Raw genomic sequence first — 24132 nt, 5'->3', positions numbered from 1 at the left:
GCGTCACGCAGATCCAGGTCAACGAAACGGGCGTGGTCACGCTTTCCAACGGCACGCTGTCGCAGGCGCTGCCGCTCGGCGCCGCGGTCACGGTGGCCAGCGCCACGAACGGGACGGCGACGATCCCGGCCTCGATCACGATTACCTTCCGCGGCATCAGCTTTGCCATCGACGCCAACGCCACGCTCCAGTTCGACAGCGCGGGCAACATCAGCTTCACGGTCCTGGCCAACACGGAAATCGAAGTGGCCGGCCAGAAGATCACGATTCCGGCGGGCATGCAGGTGACGATCACCCAGAGCGGGGAAGTGGAATTTACGGTCACGGGTTCGGTCAACGCGGCCGCGATGAACTCGATGATGACCTCGATGGGCGCCAAGTTCACGCTGAGCCAGCTGACGAGTGCGCTCACGCAGGCCAAGGCGCAGCAGGCGCTGGCGGATCTCCGGAACAACCTGTCGCCTCCGATCACGCCCTCGGTGCCTACCGCCACGACCACCAAGTCCGCGGCCGAAGCCGTGCGGGACTTCGTGCAGGCCGTGACGCAGATCCTCGCCGAGGCGGAGGTCGACGTGGCTACGGCGCAGAACGTTTCGCAGAACCTGGCCGCGAGCCTCGGCAGCCTGGTTGTCGGCGACCTCCAGAACACGATCGTCAACACGCTGCAGTCCGAAATCACCAAGCTCACGGCGAGCAGCGCGAACTTCAACGAAGCCGTGATGGCCATGGTGTCGCTGATCGAACAGCTCTACGCCGCGAACATCATTACCGAAGAGCACCGTAACGCGCTCGTGCAGTCGCTGCTCCGCCAGATTTCCGGCACCGCGCAACAGACGGTTCAGACCGCGGTCGTGCAGGCCGTGACCACGCCGGTGGCCAAACGCATCGAAAATATCCGCAAGCTCGCGGAAGTGCTGCTCGGCCAGTCGCAGGTCACCAGCCAGTCGACGGGCGTCTTCGGCTTCATCCTCGCGCAGCTGGCCGGCGCGGTGAACTACCTGTTCGGCACGAACTTCATGGCGTACAATATTTCCGAAGGCTACGGCATCGGCCAGCAGCAGCTGACTGACCTGGCCAACCTCATCGTCACCTTTGACGACGTCCAGCGGGCCGTCGTGCAGGGTTACTACAGCTCGAACATGACGGACGCGCAGCGCGCGGATCGCGTGACCGAAGTCACGACGCAGCTGGCGGAACTCGACAGCAAGAGCCTGCAGCAGCTGGTCGCGAACCTGATCATGATCACCAATCTCAGCCCGGTGGGCCAGCGCTCCACGCAGCAGGCCCTCGCGGAGGCCTTCTCGTCCGGCCTCCTGAACATCGCGGACCTCCAGGGCATGAACTTCGTTTCGCTCATCGCCCAGGGCCCGGGCCGTGTGCAGGCCTTCCTCTCGCTGCGCGCGGCGCAGAACCAGCTCCAGCAGGCCGCGTCCGCCAACCAGCAGCTTTCGCAGGACCAGCTCAACCAGATCGCGGCCAGCCTCGCGAACAACTCGATCCTCAGCCAGCAGGGTGTTGCCCTCGCCGCCGGCCAGACGCAGGCCGACATGATGAACGCGATCAACGGCGCGGTGCAGAACTTCATGACCAGCCTCGGCAACGCGCTGATCCCGAGCGCCATCGCCGCGACCTCCGGCACGCAGCTGACCGCCGGCAATTCGCCGTTCGCAGTGCTCAACAGCACCGTGACCAGCCGCATGTCGCAGCAGGTGACGGGCACGGTCGTCACGACTCAGTCCCAGACCGCGGCGCAGCAGCAGAACGCGCCGGTTACGACCCGCGGGCCTCCGGTCGCGGCCACTACTTCGGCCCCGGCTCTTGCGGGCGCGCCGCAGTCCTGGTTCGGCAGGTTCCTGTCGAATCTGGTCGGCAACACCGTCGCGAGCTTCATCGAAGGCTTCGGTGAAACCGCGATCCAGGGCCTTGTCCTTGCGGGCACCATGCTCGCCGTCAGCACGCTCGTGGCCGCGCCGTGGGCGGCCGGCATCGGCATCGTGGCGCAGGCCGTCGTGTTTACCGCGCTTCATACGGTCGCGGCTTATCGCCAAGGCGACCTGACGCTGGCGCGCTTCGGCAGCCACTTCCTGTTCGGCCTCGGCACGGGTATCGTCGGCGCCCTCACTTACGGCCTGGTGTCCGGAACCGTGATGGCCAGCCTCGCGGGTCCGATGAACTGGACCGCGATGCTCGTCGCTTACGGTTCCATTTCGGCGTTCCACACCGCTTACAACATGGTCGCCCGCGGCACCGGCGCGATGATCACCCAGTCGATCTTCGGCTGGGGCGCGAAGAAAGAACAAGCCGCGGCGCCGACACCTACGTCACGCCGCACCGCGCCCGTGCCGAACGTCACGGCCACTTCCCAGGCCGCTTCCAAACTCGAAGATGCCACCAAGAACGGCAAGAGCGGCAAGATCAAAGGCGGCTTGAAGGTCGCCATGCAGCTGGCCGGCTGGATTTTCGGCATCACCGAAATGGGCTATCTCAAAGCCGCTCTGAGCCACGTGGTCCAGCTCTACCAGGGACGCGACATCGGCTCCAAGAGCGCCATCGACAAAATGATGATGGACGGCCTGCTGAACCGGAGCCCCGAGGCGCGCCAGAATCTCGCCGAGGATCTGGACACGTATGTCGCCGGACTGCCCGCCTCGGAACAGAAATTGGTCCGCAGCATGATCATGAACGCGGTTCAGACCGGCAAATTCCCGATCGACGTCCAGGCCCGCGGCCACTTCCTCACGTTCATGCTGACCAAAGCGCGCATCTTCTCGGCCGACGGCAAGATGGTCACGGCCCAGTACCTGCTCTCGTTCAGCAAGGCCGCGCAGATCGCTTACTTCGGCCAGGAACTTCCCGGCTTGAAAGAAGGCGCTTTCGAATTCAAGATCATCGCCGATGAGAATGCGAACTTCCGCGGCCAGGCCAGCCGCGACGCGGACGGCCGGACGATCTCCATCACCCTGAACGCCGCGGTCATGGACGACTTCGCGGGCGCCCTGCGCACGTTCGCCCACGAGCTCGGCCACGCCGCCTTCAACGCCGTCAACCTGGAACAGCGCGGCAAGTATGGCGCCGACCAGCTGTACGCCACTGAAGGCGTGGCCGAAGACTTCGCCCTTTTCATGATGGAACAGATCGCCGACTACACGAAGGGCGGCCCGGACGCAAACAAGGCCGACCACGGCTTCGACATTGCGGCCGCGCAGGCCCGCATCGCGAAGGCCGAAGCCGTGGATCGAGGCGGCATGTCCGCGGAATACAAATATTCGCAGGCCGTCATCCGCGCCATGCGCGAAATGCTGATCAAGCAGTTCGGGGAAGAGGAAGGCAAGCTTCGCTTCCAGGACTTCCTCATGAACGGCCTCAAGCAGGTTTGGAAGAACCAGGCCACGATGGAACAGGTCACCAATTCCTACCTGGCCGGCAATGTGATCGGGCAGAACACCAAGGCCGAGATGGAAACCCGCGCGGCCGCGCAGAAAGCCATGCCGCAGGCCAACCAGCTCAACCAGGCGGCGGAAGGCAAGCTGACGACGGCCCGCCAGACGTATGATACGGCGGCCGGCCAAGTCAATGATGCCGCGGGCAAGTACCAGCAAGCTCAGCAGGCGTATCTCTCGAGCCCGACCGCGGCTAATGCCCAGCGGGTCGCGGCGGCCCGGGAAGCTCTCAATGAGGCCATCAGCCGCCTCAGCGATGCCCGCGCCGATTACCAGCAGGCCATTACTCAGGCTCGCCAGACCGCGACCGCGCTGAACCAGCAGGCGTCGTCTCCCGCGGTTTCCAAAGCCGGCCCGGCGGTCCAGTCGCAGATTAAAAAGATGGCCGAAATGCTCGACAATCACGCGCAGGCCCAGCAGTCTTCGCTGGAAGACACGCACGCGGCCACGACCAATGCGGCCGACATGACCGTGCTCAACGAACGCGCTGCGAGCGCGAACCAGGCCAGCGCGGCTTCCGCCGCGATGCAGGACGCCGCGCGCAATTATCAGAGCGCGCTGAGCCAGGCCACGAGAGCCGCCAATGATTACGTCACGGCCAAGATGGAAGCGCTTGCCGGCAAAGCGGGTTCGGCCGAGAAATTGGAAGCGGCGCGGCTGGCCCTGGTGCAGGCGCAGGGAAGGCTGGATACCGCGCGCGCGGCCTACCAGCAGTCCATCGACAACGCCAAGAGCACGGTCGAAGGCTTGCAGCAGACGGCGGGCAACTTCAGTCAGAATGAGGCGGCTCAGACCGAAATCGAGAACCTGATCGCTTCGCTCCAGGCGCAGGCCGTCAACAACAAGACCGCGATGGGGCAGGCCACGAACAGCCTCGTCACCGACACGGCCAAGCTCGACGAACGCGCGGCCCAGGCCCATGCCGCGACCTCACAGAAAGCGACGGCCGCCGAAAGCGGCATCGGCGCCGCGACTACCGCGGACGCCCGTTTCGAAGCACTCATGAGCTACATGCGCGCGGCGCTCGGCAGCAATGCCACGGACGCGCAGATCGTCGCCGCGCTCAATACGGTCCTCAGCGGCAATAATGTCGAAGCCGGCGATGCGGTCGGCCAGGCTGCTCTCGCGGCTGTGTCGATCCTCCGGAGCGCCCTGATGCAGCAGAACGGCGATTCTCAGACCCTGGGCAAGGCGTCGCGCGCCCAGCTGGATGCCGTGGCCACCAACGCATGGGCTTCTCATGAAGCGAACGTGAACTCCACCGCGCCTCAGGCGCAGCAGCAGGCGGCTCCGATACCCGAAGGTCATCAGGCGATTCCGGGCGTCGCCAACAATGCCAAAGTCCCGACCGTCGTGACCGACGCCCAGAAGGAAAAAACCCGGGCCAAAGCCGAGCAAACCCTGCGCGATGCCGTCGCCAATTACCAGGCGGCCCTCAAAGGCTCGGGCGATGTCCAGAGCGCGGCAAAGGAAGTTCTGGCCGCGACCATCCCGGTCGAGATTTACGATCCGGGTCCGGATTCGCTCGCGCTCAGCCCGCTTGTCCTGAGCATTCTCAGCACCCTGGATTCGGATTACCGTGAAGCCATGATGTCGCTCCTGTCCGATCCGTTCAGCGGCTTTGCCAGCGGGGGCCAGCTCACGCCCGCCGGCCACATCGTCCTGAGCATGATCATCAACAACAGCCAGCACCTCAGCATCGAGGCGCGCCAGCACATCCTCGCGCGCTACATCGACGTGCGCGTGGCTTCGCGCTTCGGGGCCAGCGCGCTCCGCAACCTGGTCGGCAACCTCATCCGCATCGAAGTCATGGTCAGCAGGGGTAACATCACCCGCGAAATGGCGGATGCCTTCGTCAAGTTTGCCGGCAACATCGCGATCGCGCAGCTCGACGGCGGAATGCTGACCCGCGGCACGAACGTGCGGGCTTTTGTGGCGCTCTCCAGCGCGCTCGAGAAGGCTGCGAACGGCCAGGCGCTCAGCGCCAATGACCTGACGGCGCTCCGCAGCGCGGCCAAGGAACTGAAACTGAATCTTTCCGACAGCGATCTGGCCAAGACCGGCAATGACCTGACGGCCGCGCTGACGACAGCCTTGAACGAGATGCTCGGCAAGGCCTTCAACGGCGTGGACGGTTTCCTGGTGCCGGCGGCGATCGCGAGCGAAGGCGCTCCCGGCATCGCGGGCGCCAGCACGGGCCTGGAAGTCGAGAACGCGGAAATCGAAAACTTCGACGACAATAACCTCGGCTTGTTCGCCCAGTCGGGCCTCGGCCAGAGAATCATGGACAGCGTTCTGGGAACGATGCAGGGGCTGATGGAAGCGGCTGCCAATAGCGCTCTCATCGAACAGGCGCTGGCGGGCAACGCGCAGGGCATGCTGGATTCTCTGGCGGCCATCGGCGTCAATGTGGAAGGCCTCCAGGCCGGATCAGTGCAGGCCTCCGAAGTGCAGGCCCGCCTGCAGCAGTTCCTCTCGGACCAGACGGCGGCCATCGGCTCGATCCTCAACCATGTCACCACAACGCTCGAAACCGCGGAGGAGCAGGCCGCGGCGCCGCACATGTCCGGTCTGGCCGCGCTGATCGAAGGACAGCTGAATACCACGGCGCAGGACACATTCGATTACGGCGCGATCCCGGCCGGCCTCAGCACGGCCACGCCGCATCCGGTGAATACGACGAGCACGAGCCGCGCGGATGACCTGCTGCGCCAGGCCAACCAGGCCGCGCTCGACGGCAATCTGACCGAAGCCCGCCGTCTCTACGGCATCGCGCTGCACGGCATGGGCGTCGGCTACAGCAACATAGAAGGCGTGCCTCAGTCGTTCATCGACGCGGTCGCGGCGCGCTATAACGAACTCGAAGCGCTGGTCCCGGACATCAACAAATCGACCAAGGGAACGACTTGGGGGGACCGCCTCGCGCCGCTTCATCAGGAGGCCATCCAGAATATGATCCAGAACCGCGCGGCGCAGGGCCTCGGCATGAACGACCAGGTGACGGTCGTGGACGTGGGCCTGGGCAAGGGAGGCGCCCCGACCACGATGGAACTGGTCAACGCGCTGAAGGACGCGGGCTTCACCAACATCCTCGTCATCGGCATCGACAACACGCAGCGCTACGTGGACCAGGCCAACACCAATGCGGCGCAGCAGAATTTCGGCGAAGGCGTCCGCGTCGAGTTCCACCAGGTGGATAACTTCGAGCTGAGCAAGGTCGGCGCGCTCAGCGGCGGCACGGCCGACATGATCGTGGTCTCCAACGTCATGCTCTACTACAGCGACGACCAGCAGGCCGCGGCGCGCCAGAACATGCTGGGCGCTCTTGCCGCCCATGGCCAGCTCATCACCTCCGAAGGCCCGGCCGAACTCACGCCGGGCATCACGTACAGCTCCTATAATAAAGCCGGCGAAGCCGTGGTCAGCGGACGCCAGATCGACGCCGCCGACAAGATGGGCCGCACGGTCGCGTCGATGCAGGCCGAAAGCACGGTCGCGCAGCATGCCGCGGGCGTTGCCGCGCAATTCGGCTTCGACTCGTTCGACGCCATGGCTCAGGCCGTAACCGAGGGCATGGAAGACAGCCAGAAACGCAGGATCCTGACGGCGCTCTATGAAAATTTCGAAAGCAAGAGCGAGGCGGAGCAGGCCGCGATTCTGGCGCTCGGCGAGATCATCAACAGCAAGTGCTCGAGCTGCTCGGTGGCCGGCCTCGCTTCGGCGAACGCGCAGGAATCCCAGGAAGCTCAGGATGCTTTCGGCCTGCAATTGCGGGAAACGGTCGCGGCCGTCACTCAGGAAGTCCAGGCGAATCTTGCCGGTCAAAACATCAACGATCGGGCGCTGGCGAGACACAGCCTTGACATGATCATGCAGCGCCTCGCGCTGACGGGCCGGCAAAACCAGGATCTCACCCAGAAGATGTCGATCGATCAGCTGAGGGAGACCGCGGCCGCCGCGCTCAGGATCATCAATGGCGCCGGCGCGGCCGAAGCGGATCCGAACCTGCGCCGGACTTACACGCTCCTGGCGGAAGCCGTCGGGGCCGTCTTTTCGAATCTCGAGCAAGACATGGTCGAGAACGCCGCGCAGGCCGTGGGCGCGAAATTGCTGAATGAAGAAGCGCCCATGACCCCTCTCCAGGTCGAACTGAACGCCTTTAACCAGACCATCAGTCAATTTATCCGCGGCGGCAGCCTCGGATCGAATGTTTATGCCCAGACTTATAAAATCGCAAGGGACGCGAAAGCCCTTCGCGCGGCCGGCGCCGACGAAGCCCACCTGACCTTGCAGCTCAGTCAGGCGCTTGCCCGTTATTTGGAACAGGGCCATGATGTTTCCTCTGTCGCTCAGGCCGGACAGGCCTTCGGCCTTGATGCTCAAACGGTCGCTTCGATCATCCTCGAGCACATGCTGGACGGCGGAAGCCTTAGCATGATCGGCGGCGTGACGGATGCCGCGATCGCAAGCGCCCTCAGCGCGGTTTTCGGCGCTTCCTTTAATAGTGACGCCTTCCTGCAGCAAATCGCCGCCTCGAGGCAGCAGCAAAACCAGGCAGCTCTTAACCAGACCGTCGGAGACGCGGTGCGCGGCTTTGAATCGGCCAAGAATTCCGTAGAACAGAACAAGCATTTCCAGACTCTCCTGAATATTTATCTGATGTCCTTTACGGGCGAAGGCGGGGCCGAGGCCTTCCGGGCGGCTATTGCGGCCACGGGCCTGCGGTTCAAACTCTTCGATAATACGTGGCAATTCATGATGTCCCTCCGGAGCTCGCCCGAAATGCAAAACAATCCGGGTCTCATCCTAAGCCAGGTCGCGGCCCTCCAGGGTTTTGCCAAGGCCATGGATTTCGATGCGACTAAAATGAAGAACTTCGGCTTTGGTGTGACGATGATTACCGGCCAGGCCCAGAAGGCCCTCGATGCCCAGGCCATGGCGCGCGCGGACAAGGCCGCAGCCGCGCACGGCGGCTATGCGGCGGTCACGGCCGAATCGTTCACCGATGCCGCGGCCAAGAACGAAGTCCGCGAAGCCCTGATCAACCTGGCACGCCAGGCCAAGGCCGAAGGGAACACGGCGCTCGCTGATGCGTACTACAACCTCGCGTCCGAGATCAAATGCTCCAGCTGCGCGCTTGTCGCAGGTGTCAACACCGAGACATTCAAGGCCGAAGTGGAGCATCAGATGAGCGTGACGCCGTATACGGCCAATAAGTACGACGGAGGCACGGATATTAAGGGCAACGACGTTGCTCAGGCCCTGAATCTGACGGCGGCGCAGAATGCCGACATCGAAGGCACAATTGCGAATCTCACCAACATGATCCAGAACGGCGGGAAAATGATCGGGGTGCTGGCGGAAATCAGCCGCTCGACGACCGACCAGCAAGAAAAGCACGTGCTGCGTAATGTCGCGGGGCATATCCAGAGCGTCATCGATCAAGTCCGCTATGAGGCGCTGTCGGGCCATGTCTCGGCTGCCGCCTTGAATGCCTGGGCCGACGAAGCCATGGGGAAAATTTCTTCCGTGGTCGCCCAGGGAATGCTGAGCGCCAATGCCCTTAAGCAGCAGAACATCGCCGTGAACGAGAGCGCCGATGCGATCGCGGCCGCTTTCGGCGCAACCTATAACGCAGAGGTCGAAGCGATATTCGGCGAATTCGAAGGCGCCGGAGAAATGAGCCAAGAGTCGTTCCAGCATGACATGAAGAGCCTGGCTTCCAAACTGGTGCGCGGCATGGAAGGCCGTTCGCCCGAGGATATCGCGGCGGAGCGTCATTTCACCTCCTTCAAGGTTGAGCGCGCGGCGCTCGGACAGAACGCGGATGCGATCCTGACCCAGCGCCTGAGAAACGCGATTCTTGTTCTTGCGAGCACCAGCCAGAGCGTCGACGACCTTAAGCGCGCGGGGGCATCCAACCACCTGGTCGCGCTTGGGTTCCCGGAGCGGGTGCCGGCCGACGTCGAGGCCGTCTTCGTGACCCGCGATGTCTTCGAAGCCGTCCGAAATCAGCTCGATCCGGAAACGCTGGGCAAAGTCCAGGTCGTGGGCGAGACCCAGATCGCGGGCACGAACATCAGCGCGCCGGACTTCCTGGGCGCCGTGCAGAATTACCTGTCAGTGACCCTGCAGGGCCAGCAGGAGTCCAAAACCTTCTTCTCGCACACGGTCCGCCTGTCGACGCCGGTCGAAACCGAATCCAGGTTGATCATGGATCATGCGCGCGAGATCCAGTCGCAGGTGTCCGGACTTGCCGAAGCCGCTGCGAATTCGCTCGGCTTCGAATCGTTTGCCGCTCTCAAGGCCGCCGCCGCCGGCATGACGTCGGAGGAAAGAAGCACGCTTACAACGAAGCTCGCCGGGTTCACCGAAGGCCAGTCCGCAGAACTCCACTCGGCCTTCGCCAGCTACGTCGGCGAACAGGTCGAACAGTCGGCGGCCCAGGCGGGCGCGTCCACGCAAGCGGCGCAGCAGGCCGCGGCGCAGACAGGCGTCACTCTGAATGCCAGCGATCTCGCGGAATCGGCGTACAAGTTTGCGGGCGGCAGCGTCAGCGTGGACGAAGCCACGGCTGCCGCGGCCACCGAACAAGCCAATCAGCTCGTCCCGGGCATGACCCGCGAGCAGGTCGCCCAAAGCAATGACCAGGCGGCAGCCCGCCAGTTCAATACGGCTCTCTTCAAGGCCGCGGACGCGGCGCGTGCGGCGGGCAACGAAGCCCTGGCTCAGGCGCTTGAAGCTCTCCAAATGGAATGCTCGTTCTGCGGCTGGTCGGCTCCGGCCGGTTCCAGCCAGGCCCAGCAGGCGCGTTCGGAATTGACGGGTGAAGCCGAACGCGCGGCTCAGGCGGCCCAGGGCACGGGGACGCAGACCGCCGCTCAGGCTGCGGACGCTTTCGTGGTTCAGAACCAGCTCCGCGCCGAAGACAACATTGATATCGCGTCGTCCACGCTGACGCCGAATGCCAGCGCCACGGCCGGGGATTTCCGGTCCAAGGCCGCGGCGGCTGCGGCAGCGGGCAACGCCTTTGCCGCTGATTTCTTCAACCGCGTCGCGGACATCATCGAAGGCAAGGCCACGGTCCAGAATTCGGCGAAACTGCTCCTCGGCTCGGCCGTGATCGACCAGGCCGTCAAGAGCGCCCAGGCGCTCGAAGCCTCGGGCCAGGCGCCCGCGGGTTATGCCGACGCGGTCCGTTCGGCGCTCGAATTCATCGCCAGCGAAGGCATGGTCATCAATCTCGGCGGCGTGAACGGCATCGTCGGCCAGCGCAATGCCGCGACCGGCGACATGGACATCGACCTGGCCACGCTGCAGGCTTTCGTCAACCTGGCCGGCCAGATGCAGAACGGCAATACCGGCGTGGCCGATGCCTTTAATGCCCTGACGCAGCTCCTGCTCGCGACCGCCAGCCGCGCCCAGGTGCAGGGCGGCATGGTGCACAACGACGCCCTGACGGCCCCGTTCCTCGGTGTCCTCCTGAACCTGCAGCAGCAGGAAGCGGCCGCCAACCGTTCGGGCAGCCTCGGCGCGCTCGGCAGCATCATCCTGGCGCTTCTCTCCACGCCCGAAGGCGTGCAGAAGCTCGCGGCCCTTGGCGTGACGCTCGACGCGGACATCCTGAACGACGCCACGCGCGCCGCGGCGCTCGGCGACTCTTCCAAACTGATGGCCGCCGTGCAGGCGGTTCTCACGAACGGCCAGGCCACGACCTTTGTGGCCAGCCAGCTGCTCCTCAGCTCCGACGCGGCCCATCAGGCGGCGAAGGCGCAGGCCCTCGCGGCCCTCGGCCTGCCGAACTGGGCGCAGGCGAATGCGAACAACTTTGCGATTACCGACACGGGCGTCCTCGCCGTCATCAGCGAACACGGAAACGCGGGCGCCACGGTGAATGCGGCGGCCCTGACCAACGCGTTCGATACGATCCGCGCCGCGGAAGAACAGCTGGCGCTCGGCAATACGGCGGAAGCCGCGAGATTGATGGCCGAGGCGCAGGGACAGATGCCGCAGCTCAACGCCTTTGCTTCGGATCCGAACGTCCAGAAGGTGGCCGGACGCTTTGCGGCCCTGCAGTCCGCGGTCCAGCAGGCGCAGGCCGCGGAAGCCGCCGCGTCCACCGCGACGTCCACGCCCACGACTCCGGGAGCCGCGTCGACGTCGACATCGACGCCGACCGCCGCGGCTCCGGGCACGACGGCGCCGGCGAGCGCGTCTACGACGGCGGCGGCCACGAGCACCACGGCCCCGGCGACGGCGCAGGCAAAGATCGATGCGGCCCAGCAGAAGCTCGACGCGGCCGCGGCGGCGGAAGCCGAGGCCCAGCAGAAGGCGACCGAGGCTAAGGACAAGCTGGCCGCGGCCCTGAAGCGGCTCGAAGGCGCGAAGCAGGTCGCGCCCACCGCGGACCTGTCCCAGGAACTCACGGACGTGGCCACGGCCCGCGCGGAACTGACCAAGGCGCAGACCGACCTGAATACCGCCAAGCAGCAGCGCCTGGCCGCGGAACACGAACTCAATGTCCTCACCGGGAAAGTCACGGCGCCGGTCACGATCGAATCGGTGACCCAGGAAATCGCGGATCTCGAAAAGATGCTCGAAGACGTCATGCTCCTCGTCAACGCCGATGGGTCGCAGAGCGTCTTCCGCAACGGCGTCGAAGTCACGGGCCAGGAAGCGCAAACGCTGCTGGCCGACATGGCGAAGCTCGATGCCAAGCGCTCGCAGCTTGAAACACTGCGGCAGCAGAAGCAGGAGAACGAGACCCGTACGGCGGTTTATCACGCGTTGAATTCCCAGGCCGACCGCCTCGCGGCCAAGATCACGGCCATCCAGGATCAGGCCAAGGCCGAAGGCCGCGCGCTCAGCGCGGAAGAAAGCCGCACCGTGAACTCGCTCAACCGCCGGTTCCAGAAAATCGTTTCGGAAATGAACGACCTGAAAGGCAAGCTCCTCGCGGCCGGAGTGAAGGTCGAAGACCGGAAATCCGCGGCTCCGCAGGTCGAAGCCCGCAAGGCCGCGGCCGCGGCGGCTCCCGCTCTGACCGAAGGCGGCGTGCTGACGACGCGCCTGACGAACTTGCTCTTCGGCGGCCAGTCGGCGACGCCCACGACGTTCCTCGGACAATTCTTCGGCAGCCTGCTGGGCAACCGCATGACCGCGATTCTCGGATTCCTGACCGGCGCGGGCATGATCGCGGCCGTGTCGCTCACCGGCCTCACGTTCCTCGCGGCCCTGCCGGTCATTCTCGGCGGCCTGTGGATGATGGCACGCAACGCGCGGTTCCACGCCGCGGTCATGGCCAGACGCCAGGGTCTCGACGGCGTGCCGCTCGTCAATCCGGCGCAGGGCATCAAGATCGGCCTCCGCTTCCGGATCGGCAACGCGCTGCAGGGAGAAAATCTGCTGGCGCCTACGACGTTGTTCGGCAAACTTGTGGATTGGAAGTTCGGCGAAGACGGCGGCGCTGCGCTGCGGCTGTTCTATGCTTCTCCGATTTTCCTGGTCCGTGCGATGGCCGTGATCTTCGGCGGGGAAGCCGCGGGCAAAGTGGTGATGGGTCTCGGCCTTACGGCCATTCTGGGTTCGCCGCTTCTGCTGGCGGGCGCGGCTGTTCTCGGCGTGTCCGGCGCCTTGCTCGGCGTGCTTGGTGGTTTGGCGGTGCTTGCTTACGGATTCAAGGTCATGCAGGGCGCGCAAAACGAACGCTTCGCGAAGTCGGCCGGCCTGCCCACGAAGCTCACGGAAGACCAGGCCAATGCGCCGATGACGCAGCTGGCCGCGAATTCGATCCTCGGACCCGGACGCGCGGAACCGAGCTCGGCTTTCGGACGCTTCGTTGCGAAACTCTTCGGCAACTGGGCCGCGGGAGTGACCGGCATGGTGGCGGGCGCGGGCCTCATGGTCGCCGGCCTGCCGCTCTTCATCGGACTCGGCATTCCGTTCGCGATCGGCGCGCCCATCCTCGGTATTGTTGCCGCGGCCGGCGGGCTTGTCCTGGCGCGCAGCCTGAGGCTGGTCCTCGCGCTCGAGAACCAGGCCGCTCAGCAAAGCGCGCCGCGCAGCGAAGTCAAAGAAGCGGAGAAGAAGGCGGAAGAAGCCAAGAAGGCGGAAACGGCCGAGACTCCGGCGGCCCCGGCTGCGAAGACCGCCGAAGATTTGACGGGCAAGACGACAGCTCAAATCGCGGCCGAGCTTGCGGCCCTCGGACAGGAAATGAACATGGCGCATGTCTCCGAAAGCCTCGCGACGGAGCAGGCCGACCAGGCGCTGGGCCTCGCGCCCGATGCGCTGCAGGCCCGCATCGACCAGCGCGCCGTGGATCAGCGCGCGGGTGAAGTCCTGAACGCGTTCGGCGCGCTCGGCGGAAATCTCGCCGCGCAGATGCAGGGCCTCATCGCCGGCATCGCCGGAAACAACAACCTCACGCACACGGAAAAGCAGGCGCAGCTGGAAATGCTCGCGAAACTTGCCTCGAGCCTCTCCCGCATGAGCCAGGGCATCCGCGAAATGGCCATGGCCCGCCTTGCCGGCGCTCTCGAAGGAGCAGCCAGCGCCAATACGAAGTGGTACGCGCTTGGCGCGGCGCAGGGCGAAGTCGCTCAGTTCGTGCAGGCCGTGAGCGGCCTCAGCGCGGCGCAGACCGCGGCTCTCGAAAGCTGGGCGCAGGTCTTCACCGGCGACGCGGCGCTCATGAACGGTCTGATGACGCTAGGCACGCAGCACCTCGCGATGCTCGCCGACGGCCTCGCCGTGCAGCAGGGCACGGAAAATCAGAATGCCGCCGCGGCCCGCCTTGAATTGGACGAAGTTTTCGCGATCCGTGCGGCCCAGGACAGGCACGCGGCCGCGCAGGCGGCGGTCGACCAGCACGCCGCGCGCGTTCTCGAACTCGACGCGCAGATCGCGGGCCTCGAACAGGAAATCGCGCAGAAGTCCGCGGATTACGCTTACGTGATGGCCAACATGGACGAGATGCGCAGCCTCCGCAGCCAGCTCAGCTCCGCGCGGGCCGAACGCGAATGGCTCACGCTCGACACCGCGATCAGCCAGTCCACGGCCCGGCTCGCGCAGCTTGGCTCCGCCACGCGGGCGGTCCTCCTCGATCTCGACGACCAGATCGCGGCCGCCGAGCAGGCGCTCGCGCTGCACCTGGGCACGAACCTGACCGAAGCCGAAAAACAGGAGCGCCAGCAGGCGTTCATGAGCGGCGGCGTGAGCCTGTTGGACTTCAACGCGGAAACGTCGCGGCTCCAGGCGCAGCTCGACAGCCTGAGAAGCCAGCGCGCTTCCGAAGAAATCCGCCTGAACGGCGAAATCGCCGCGCTGACGGCCCATCTCGCGAATCTCGAAGCCGAACGCACGAACCTCTCGAAGACGCCGGCCGCGGCGCAGCGCTCCGCGGAAGTGCAGGCCGCGCTGGATGCGCGCCAGAGCCGCCTCGCGCAGCAGCAGGCCGATCATGCCAGCCGCAAGGCCGCCGAACAGCTGAAGGCCGAAAACGAAGCCCGCGTGAAGGGCGCGCAGGGACGCCTGCTCGACCGGCTCGGGGACAAGGAACTCGGCCAGAAACTCGTGGACGCGGTCGGCCGGTTCGGCCTGGATGCCGACGCGCAGGTCGAAATGCTGCATGATCTCGCGGCCATGGATTCGGGTTCGCTCAACCTCTTCCTCGCGGCGCTCGTCACGGGCGCGGAGAACGGCAGCCTGACGGCCGTCCTCGGCCATGTCTTCCGTTATCAGAACTTCAGCACGCGCGCGCTGCAGGCCCAGTACGCGGCGCTGCTCGCGGCGGCGACCGACGCGGCTTCGCTCCAGCAGGCGCTGGAAACGACCGAAGCCCAGCTCATCGCCATGAACGAACGCCGCGCCGCCGAAGAACGGGGCAACGCGGTCGTCGAAAACTTCGCGGCCTTCGGCACCGCCCTCCAGGCCATGATTTCCGGCGCGGTCATGCAGACGATCAACAGCGGCCTCACGTTCGCGGAAATGACCGCGCGTCTGGCGGAACTGCAGCGGCTCGCCAATTCGCTGAACAGCATGGACTCGGGCCTGCGCACCTTTATGATCGCCGCCATCCTCATGGCGGGCGCGGCCACGGGCTCGGCCGACATGGGAGCGAACCTCCGCGCGGGCCGGACCGAGAGAAGGGCCTTCAACGCCGCCTTCCTCGCGCTGAGCGACGAACAGCAGAACACGCTCAACAACTGGTTCGGGACGATTGCCGAAGATGCCGGCCTTGTGGCGCGCGTTCTCGCGCTGAATGAATCCGGCCTTCGGATGCTTGCCAACGGCCTGATCGTGGCGAGCGAAACCGGCGCGACCGGCGCGGCCGCCGTGGAACGCGAGCTTGCCGACGTCGAAAACATCAACCGCCTGCAGGCGAAGTTCAAGGACGCGCAGGCCAAGGCCCTCGAAAACCGTGAGCGCATCGCGGAGCTGAAGAAAGGCATTCCCGCGCTGGAAGCCGAGATCGCGCAGAAGTCTTCCGATTACGCCTACGTGATGGGGAACATGGAAGAGATGCGCGACTTGAACCGCCAGCTTGCCAGCATGAAGTCGGAACTGGAACAGCGGACGCAGGCCGAGGGCCTCCAGGCCGCGCAGGCGAAACTGACCGACCTCCAGGCGCGCCAACCCGTCCGGCTTGAAGAACTCGACAAGCAGATCGCGGCCAACAAGACAGCGCTCGACGCGCACCTGGGCGTGAATATGACCGAAGCCGAGAAGCTCGAACGCCAGCAGCAGTTCATGAGCGGCCAGATGACGATGAGCGAATTCAACGCGGAAACCTCCCGCCTGCAGGCCGAAGGCCGCACGCTTGCGGACCAGAGGGCGCAGGAAGCCGCGAAGTTTGACGCCGACATCCAGGCCGCGCAGCAGGAGATTGACGCCCGCGAAGCGGCGCGCGCCATGCCCGGAACGCGTGTCGTGGAAGCGGCCAAAGAAGTGAATGATGCGCTCATCGCGCGCCAGGCCCGCTTTGCCCAGATGAGGGCCGAAGCCCAGAAGCAGGCCTCAGACAAGCAGGCCGTTGCCGAAGCCGGCCAGCGCGTGCTCGCGAAAGTCAGTGAGGCCCGCCGCGCCGACGCCCAGAAACTGGTCGATGCCGTGTCCGCGCTGAACATTCCCGCGGCGCGCCGCGTCGGACTCCTGAACCGCTTTGCCGCTCTCGAAGGCCGGGCGCTCGAAGCCTTCCTCACCGCGCTCATTAATGCCGCGCAGTCGACGTCGGCGGTCACGGACCTGATTTCGATTTCGAAGGCCATCCAGCGCTTCAATGCCATGACCCCGGCGCAGCAGGCGGAATTCATCGCCATGCTGAACGCGGCCGGAACCGCCGCGCAGATTCTCGCGGTGCTGAACACCTCGGCTGCCGCGGTGCAGATGAGGATCGATGCCCGCGAAGCCAATAACCGCGCCATCCAGGTCGCGGCGCAGTTCGCCCCGCTGGACGCGGGACTCGCGTCCGCGGTGAACGCGCTCATCCAAGGCCTGCTCGCGGACGGAACCCTGACGCCGCAGGAACGCATGAGCCGCCTCGCGTTCCTCGAACAGCTTGCCGGCCAGATCGCCAACTACGCGCACGGCCTCGCGGGCGTGGATTCCTTCGTCATCGCGCAGCTGACACTGGCTCTTACCCAGTTTGCCGGAAACGCCCAGCTGCAGTGGAACGCTCTCGCCGTGAAGCAGGCCCAGCTCCAGAATTTCTTCGGGACGCTGCAGCGCGTCAGCGTGGGCGCGATGATCGTGCTGGCCGGATGGCTGAACGTGATCGGCTCCAACAGCGGTATTGCCGCGCGCGTCATGAACATGAGCGCGGCCGACCTCGAGCTTCTTGCCGAGGCCCTGCAGGTCGCGGAACTCACCGGCGACACGGGAGCGGCAGTCGTGGCCCGCGAAATGCGCAATATCGCCGAGATCCGCGGCCTCGAGCGCCAGCAGGCGGCCGCGCAGGCGGTTGCCGATCGTCATGAAGCGCGCATCACCGAGCTTCGCGCCTCGATTCCGGCGCTCGAAGCCGAGATCGCGCAGAAGTCCGCGGATTACGCGTACGTCATGGGCAACATGGAAGAAATGCGCGACCTGAACCGCCAGCTGCGCAGCCAGCGTGCGGAACTCGAAGCGCTGACACTCGACAATGCCATCGCCGATTCCCAGGCGCGGCTGGATGACCTGCACGTGACGCTTACGTCCACGTTGACTCTTCTGGACAACGAGATCGCGGGCAAGCAGGCGGAGCTGGACGCGCGTCTGAACACGAACCTTACCCTCGAAGAGCAGCAGGAACGCCAGGCTCTGATCCAGAGCGAAGGCGTGCTGGCTTACAACCTTGAGACCTCCCGGATCCAGGGCGAATTAAATGCGCTGCAGCAGCAGAGAGCTTCCGAACAGAACCGTCTTGGAAATGCAATCCAGGCCGAAGAGCAAACGCTTGCCGGGCTGCAGGCCGCGCGCGCCACGCTCGCGACCCGGGCTCAGAATGCTTCCGATGCGGTCGATGCCGCTTACGAAGCCCGCGCGCAGCGGTTCGCGGCCATGCAGGCGGAATATCAGGCCCGCGTCGAGGAACAGGAACGGCGCGCCCAGGAAACGGCCCGCGTGAGCGCGGCCGCGGATGCCGTCGTGGCGAAGGCGGCGCGCAAGGACGAAGCGCGGCGCCTGGCCGACATCCTGCGGAACATGGACGTGCCGCTGAATACGCGCGTCGCGGCCCTCAACTTCCTTGCGAATCTCGACGTGAACGTGCTCGAAGGCTTCCTGATCGCGCTCCGGATCGCCGCCGAAAACGGCGTGCCGTTCGGCATGATCGGCCAGATCAACCGCTTCCTGGCCATCACGGACGCCGCGCTCCAGACGGAACTCCTCGCGATGCTCATGGCCGCCGGCGACAACGAAGCCCTGATCCAGCAGGCCCTCGCCATGACCGAGGCGGAGCTCCAGGCGCGCATCGACCAGCGTCAGGCCGACGCCCGCGCCCAGGCCGTCCTCGATCAGTTCGCTCCGTTCGGCAGCGCGGTGCAGACGCTTGTCGGCACGCTGATCAGCACGTTCCTCACCGGCGCGCTCAGCCACACGGAAAAGATGGCGCGTCTGGAATCGCTGGCCAAGCTCGCTCAGCAGCTCTCGGCTCTCAGCGCCGGCCTGCAGAGCTTCTTCCTCGCGCAGATCACGATCGCGCTGAACCTTGGCACCTGGGACGCGCTCGCGGCCAAGGTGCAGGAACTGAACCAGTTCGCGGCGCTTCTGCGCGGCATGAATGTGAATCTCCGTACGGTCCTGGACGGCTGGCTTGCGGTTGCCGCGGCGAACGAAACCTTGATGGCGCGCGTCATGCAGTTTGCGGCTGTCGACCTGCGGCTCCTGGCCGTCGCGCTCCGCGTGTCGACCGAAGTGGGCGAGAGCGGCGAAGCCGCCCTGGAAACCGCGGTCGCGGAAACCGAAAACCTGCGCACCCTGCGTGAAGAGATCGCCAAGGCGCAGGAGCAGGTGAAGAAGGCCGATGAGCGCATCGCGGAACTTCAGGCCTCGATCCCGGCGCTCGAAGCGGAACTCGTGCAGAAGGGTTCGGATTACGCCTACGTCATGGCCAACATGGACGAGATGCGCGACCTGAACCGCCAGCTGAGCAGCATGCGTTCGGAGCTCGAAGCGCTGACGCTCGACAAGGCTTATGCCACGGCGCAGCAGCAGCTGGCCGACCTCAAGGCGCAGCAGCAGACGCAGATGGAAACCCTCGACAAGCAGATCGCCGCCAATCAGGCCGCGCTTGAGGCGCAAAATCCCGCCAATCTTACGCCGGCCCAGCAAACCGAACGCCAGCAGCAGTTCCAGAGCGGCGAGATGTCGATAAGCGCCTTCAACGCGGAAACGTCCCGCCTTCAGGCCGAAGGCCGCACGCTCGCGGAACAAAAGGCCAAGGCCGAAGCCCAGAACCAGATCGATCTGGCGGCCGCGCAGAAGAATGTGGACGATCTCGCCGCGGCGCGCAGCCAGCGTGCCGACCGAGTGGCCAAGGCTGAACAGGCTTTGGAAGCCGCGTTCGAAGCCCGCGAAAACCGGTTCGCGCAGATGCGCGCCGATGCCGCGGCCCGTGCCGCCGAGCAGGCCAATCTCCAGGCGGCCCAAGCGGCCCTCACGGAAGCTTCCAACAATTTCACGGCGCGCGTGAGCGAGGCCCGCCGCGCCGAAGCGCAGCAGTTCGCCCAGCAGGCGGCCGCGGTGCTCGCGCCCGCGGACATGCGCGTGCGCGCGCGGCTCCTGAACTTCCTCGCGGGCCTTGCGCCGAACATCCTCGAAGCCTTCCTCGGCGCGCTGGTCATTGCCTCGCAGCAGACCGATGCAGAAGGTACGGTCCGCGAAGTCGTGCGGGCCCTCCTGCGGTTCCAGGCGCTCGACGCCTCGCTGCAGGCCGAATTCCTCGCGAACCTCGCCGAGGCCAAAGACGCGCTCGCGATCTTCACGGCGCTCGGCATCAGCGCCGCGCAGCTGCAGGCGCGCATCGAAGCCCGCGAAGCCGCGGCCCGCGTGGCGGCCGTGCAGGCGCAGTTCGACGGCTTTGCCGCGGGATTCGCGTCGCAGATCCGCAATCTGATCGCGGGCATCATGGCGCAGACGCAGCTTTCACATCAGGAAAAGATGGCGCGCCTGGCCGAACTCGAACAATTTGCCGCCTGGGCGCAGAACCTGGGCACGGAACTCCGCGCGTTTGCCGTGGCGCGCCTGTCCGAAGCGCTGGACGCGCAGGGCCGCACGAACTTCGCCGGCCAGTGGATCGCGCTCATGAACGCGCAGGCCGGCATCCAGGAATTTGCCGGCAAGCTCGCCGGACTCGGCGAAGCCGCGGCGGTCCTGAACGGCTGGCTCGGTGTGATCGGCAGCATGGCCTCGGTGGCCGCGGCGGTCATGAACATGAGCACGACGGAACTCGGACTCCTCGCCGAAGGCCTGAAAGTCGCGGACGGCCTCAACGACCACTCGCTCGGCGCGCTCGCCCGCGAAATGCGCGACATCCTGAACCTGCGCGCGCTCGAACGCCGCCAGGCGCAGGCCCAGCAGACGGTTGAGAACATCGCGGCCCGCATCGAGCAGCTTGATAAAGAAATCGCGGCGCTCGAAGCCGAACGCACTTCGATCCAGAGCGACCCGAGCGTCGCCAACAGCCCGGACGGCTTGTCTCAGCTGCGCTCGATCGCCAGCGACTTGAATTCCAAACGCGCCGAACGTGAATCCCTGTCTCAGAGCCAGGCGCTGCAGGCCGCGCAGGCCCGCCTCGAACAGCTCCGCCAGGAATTGCCGCAGCGCCTTAAGGACATCTCCGATCAGATCGCGGCCGCGGAAGCCGACCTCCGCTCGCACCGCCGCCAGGACCTGACGCCCGAACAGCAGATCGCCTGGCAGGCCGAAATCCAGAGCGGCCAGGTCGACCTGATGGAATTCCGCCGCACCGAACGCCAGCTCGAAGCCGAGATCGCAAATCTCCAGGCGCTGCGCACGAGCGAAGAAGCGCGCCTGACCGGCGAAATCGCGGCCCAGACGCTCGAAGTCAGCCGCCTGACCGCGCTCGGCGAGCAGGTGAGCGGACGCGTTGCCGCGGCCCAGGCCGGCGCCAGCGTGCAGGCCGCGGTCCAGGCCCGCGCTCAGCGCCTTGCCGGACGCCAGGCCGATTACCAGGCCGCCAAGAGCGAGCAGGAAAGAAAAGCGAAAGAAACCGCTTCCGTGACGGAAGCCGAAGGCCGTCTCGTCGCGAAGGCGACGGCCAAAGACGCGGCGCAGCGCGCGGCCGAAGCGATCCGCAACCTCAACATCGACGTGACCGAGCGCGTGAACATGCTCAATCTTCTGGCGAATCTCGATGCGAGAGTGCTGGATGCCTTCATGGGCGCGCTGCAGGATGCGCTTAAGGCGGCGGACCCTGTCGCGGCGGTCAACGCGGTGCTCGCGAAGATCGCCGAGTTCCAGGCCATGAGCGCCGAACACCAGGAAGAATTCCTCGCGAGCCTCGGTAAGGCCACGGATACGGCCGCGGTGCAGGCCGCCATCAATGTTTCGCCGGCGGAACTGGATGCGAAGGCCCGCGCGACCGAGCTTAATAATAAGAAGGCGTCCGTCATCGCCGCGTTCCAGAGCTTCCCGGATGCCATGAAGAGCGTCATCGCCCAGATCGCGGAACTGATTGCCGCGGCCGACAGCGGGCTGGATCACGCGGCGCAGCTGCAGGCGCTCGATGCCCTGGCCGCGCTCGCGGCAAGATTCGCGGTTCTCGGAGCGGGCCTGCAGGCGCACCTGGCCGGCCAATTCCAGCAGATCCTCGGCACGACCGCGGCCGCGCAGGCCAAGCTGCAGGCGCTGCAGAACTTCCAGCGCGCGGCCGTGCAGTTCCTCGACTCCTTCGGACGCCTCGATGCCCAGGCCCAGGCCATGCTGAACACGTGGATCGCGGCCATCGCGGCCAATGCGAACCTCATGCAGCGGCTCATGAACCTGAGCGAAGGCGACCTCGCGGAACTGGCGAGCGGCCTTGCCGTTGTCACGGAAGCGGGACAGAGCGGCGAAACGGTGTTCGCGGCCGAGCTCGCGGAGCTCGAGCAGATCCGCGGCCTGAGAGACCAGGCGGAACTGATGGGCACGGAACTGAGCGGTTTTGAGGACCGCGTTGAGGAGCTTGACCAGCAGATCGCGGGCCTGGAATCGCAGCTTGCGACCCTGCAGGCCGATTATGCGGCGGCCCTCGAAAACCGTGACGAGATCCGCCAGATACAGAGCGATCTCACGGCGCTCCGCGCGCAGCGTGAAAACCTGACGTTTGCCAACGCGCTGACCAGCGCCCAGAATGAGCTTGTCCAGGCGCGTGCCGCTCAGCAGACCCGGCTCGAGAACCTGGACAAGCAGATCGCGGCCGCGCAAGCGGAGCTTCAGGCCCTTATCAATATGACGGAAGCCGACAAGCTCGAACGCATGCAGCGCTTCATGAGCGGAGAAGCCCTGCAGTCGCTCAGCAAGGAACAGGAGGATCTTGAAAACAAGGTCCGCAAGCTGCAGGCCGACCGCAATTCCGAAGCCGCGCAGTTCACGCTGCAGATCCAGACGCTCGAAGCCACGGTCGCGGACCTCACGGCGCGCAGCGCGGCTTACGCCACGCGCGCGGCCCAGGCCCAGCAGGCGCATCAGGCCGCCGTCGACCAGCGCGCCCAGCGGCTGGCGCAGGTCAAGGCCGAGCACGAAGCGCGACTCAAAGCCGCGGCGCTGGCCCAGGAAAACAAGGAACGCGTCGCGAGCGCCGGACAGGCGGTCGTGGCCAAAGCGAGCGAGTCCCGCAAGGCCGCGGCGCAGCGGTTCGTGGACGCGCTGGCCGAAGCCCACGGCATGGACGTCAACGAACGCGTCGAGCTGCTGCAGGATCTCTCGGAAATGACGCAGGCTGAAATCGACATCTTCATCCTTTCGCTCGACCGCGCGGCCGCCGGCGCGAACGTGGAAGACGCGGTCCGTGCCGTCGCAGCCAATCTCCAGCGCTACGCGGCCATGGACGAAGCGCACAAGGCGGAATACCGCGGCGCGGTCCTGGAAGCCGAGAACCGGATCCTCGAAGCCCGGGCCCGCCAGGCGGAAACCGCGGCCCGCATCGAAACCTTCAAGAAAGAACTGGCCGCGCGCCTCCTGACGGAAGCGTCGAACGAGACCCTGCAGGAAGCGATCCGTAACGGCCAGGTCGAGATCAAGTCCGGCCGCGTCACGGTGACGATCACGGCCGAGCAGGCGAAAGCGCATCAGCAGCAGCGCGCTGAAACCATCGCCGCGCTCGAAGCCGAACTCGCCCAGGTGCTCCTGCAGCAGATGAGCGAAGCCGCGGAAATCACGGACGAACTCGAGGCTGAGGCCCGCGCGGAAGCCCAGGGCATGATCGGGGACATGATCTCCGACACGGCTCCGTTCACGCAGAACGTGGTCGGCATCCGTCAGATGATCGATGACATGAAGAAAAGCGCCGCCGAGCAGCAGAAACTGAGGCAGGAAGAGCAGGCGGCCGCGCAGAAAGCCGTGGAAGACAGCTTGAAGGATATCTTCTTCACCGGGGAAATGGATGACGGTCAGAAAGCCGTTATCGCCAAGATCGCGGACTTCTTCCGCCAGGCCGTGGACGGAACCGGCGGTCATCACGGCATGGCCGCGTTCCCGATCAGCATGAAGGCTGCCGCGAAGGGCGCGCGCACCTTCGAAGGCCAGAACCTGCTGGGCGACTCCATGACCTCGGTCGAGAACGCGCAGCTGGTGACGATCGAAAACGGCCTGATCTCGATCGACGTGCAGCTTGCCTCAGCCGCGAAGAGCCAGGCGGAACTCTGGGAAATCCTCCGCGCCGAACTGGCCGGAGTCTTCGGCGTGCTGTTTGCGGGCATCGACAACGACACTTACCGCGTCCTGCAGGAACGCCTCGTGCGGCTGATCGCCACGGAACTTCTCGCGGCCCAGCGCATGCAGCCGGACCTCCAGAAGGTCCAGATCCGGCTCCTCAAAGAAACCACGCAGGTCGCGGGCGTCGCGCTGAGCGCCGACAACACGACGGCGACGTTCTCTTTCAATGCGGACCTGCTGCGCACGACCAAGCTCAGCGCGCGCGAAATCATGGCGATCCTCGATTTCGCGCTCAGCCACGAATTGTCCCATCACAACCTGAACACCGAAGACGAGG

Annotated in this window: 1 protein-coding gene (running past both ends of the window); it reads left to right on the top strand. The window is 65.6% G+C overall.

All 24132 nt of this window come from inside a single coding sequence — locus VL688_11955, hypothetical protein, on the top strand. Of the gene's 47664 coding nucleotides, 7591 precede the window and 15941 follow it; the stretch shown corresponds to coding positions 7592–31723 — codons 2531 (partial) to 10575 (partial); the first codon wholly inside the window starts at window position 3. Both codon boundaries (start and stop) fall beyond the window edges.

Source organism: Verrucomicrobiia bacterium (genome assembly GCA_035495615.1).
In the GTDB taxonomy this organism is placed as follows: domain Bacteria; phylum Omnitrophota; class Omnitrophia; order Omnitrophales; family Aquincolibacteriaceae; genus DATJFP01.
The sequence above is the reverse complement of the archived record's forward strand: the minus strand, read 5'-3'. Positions and strand labels throughout refer to the sequence as shown.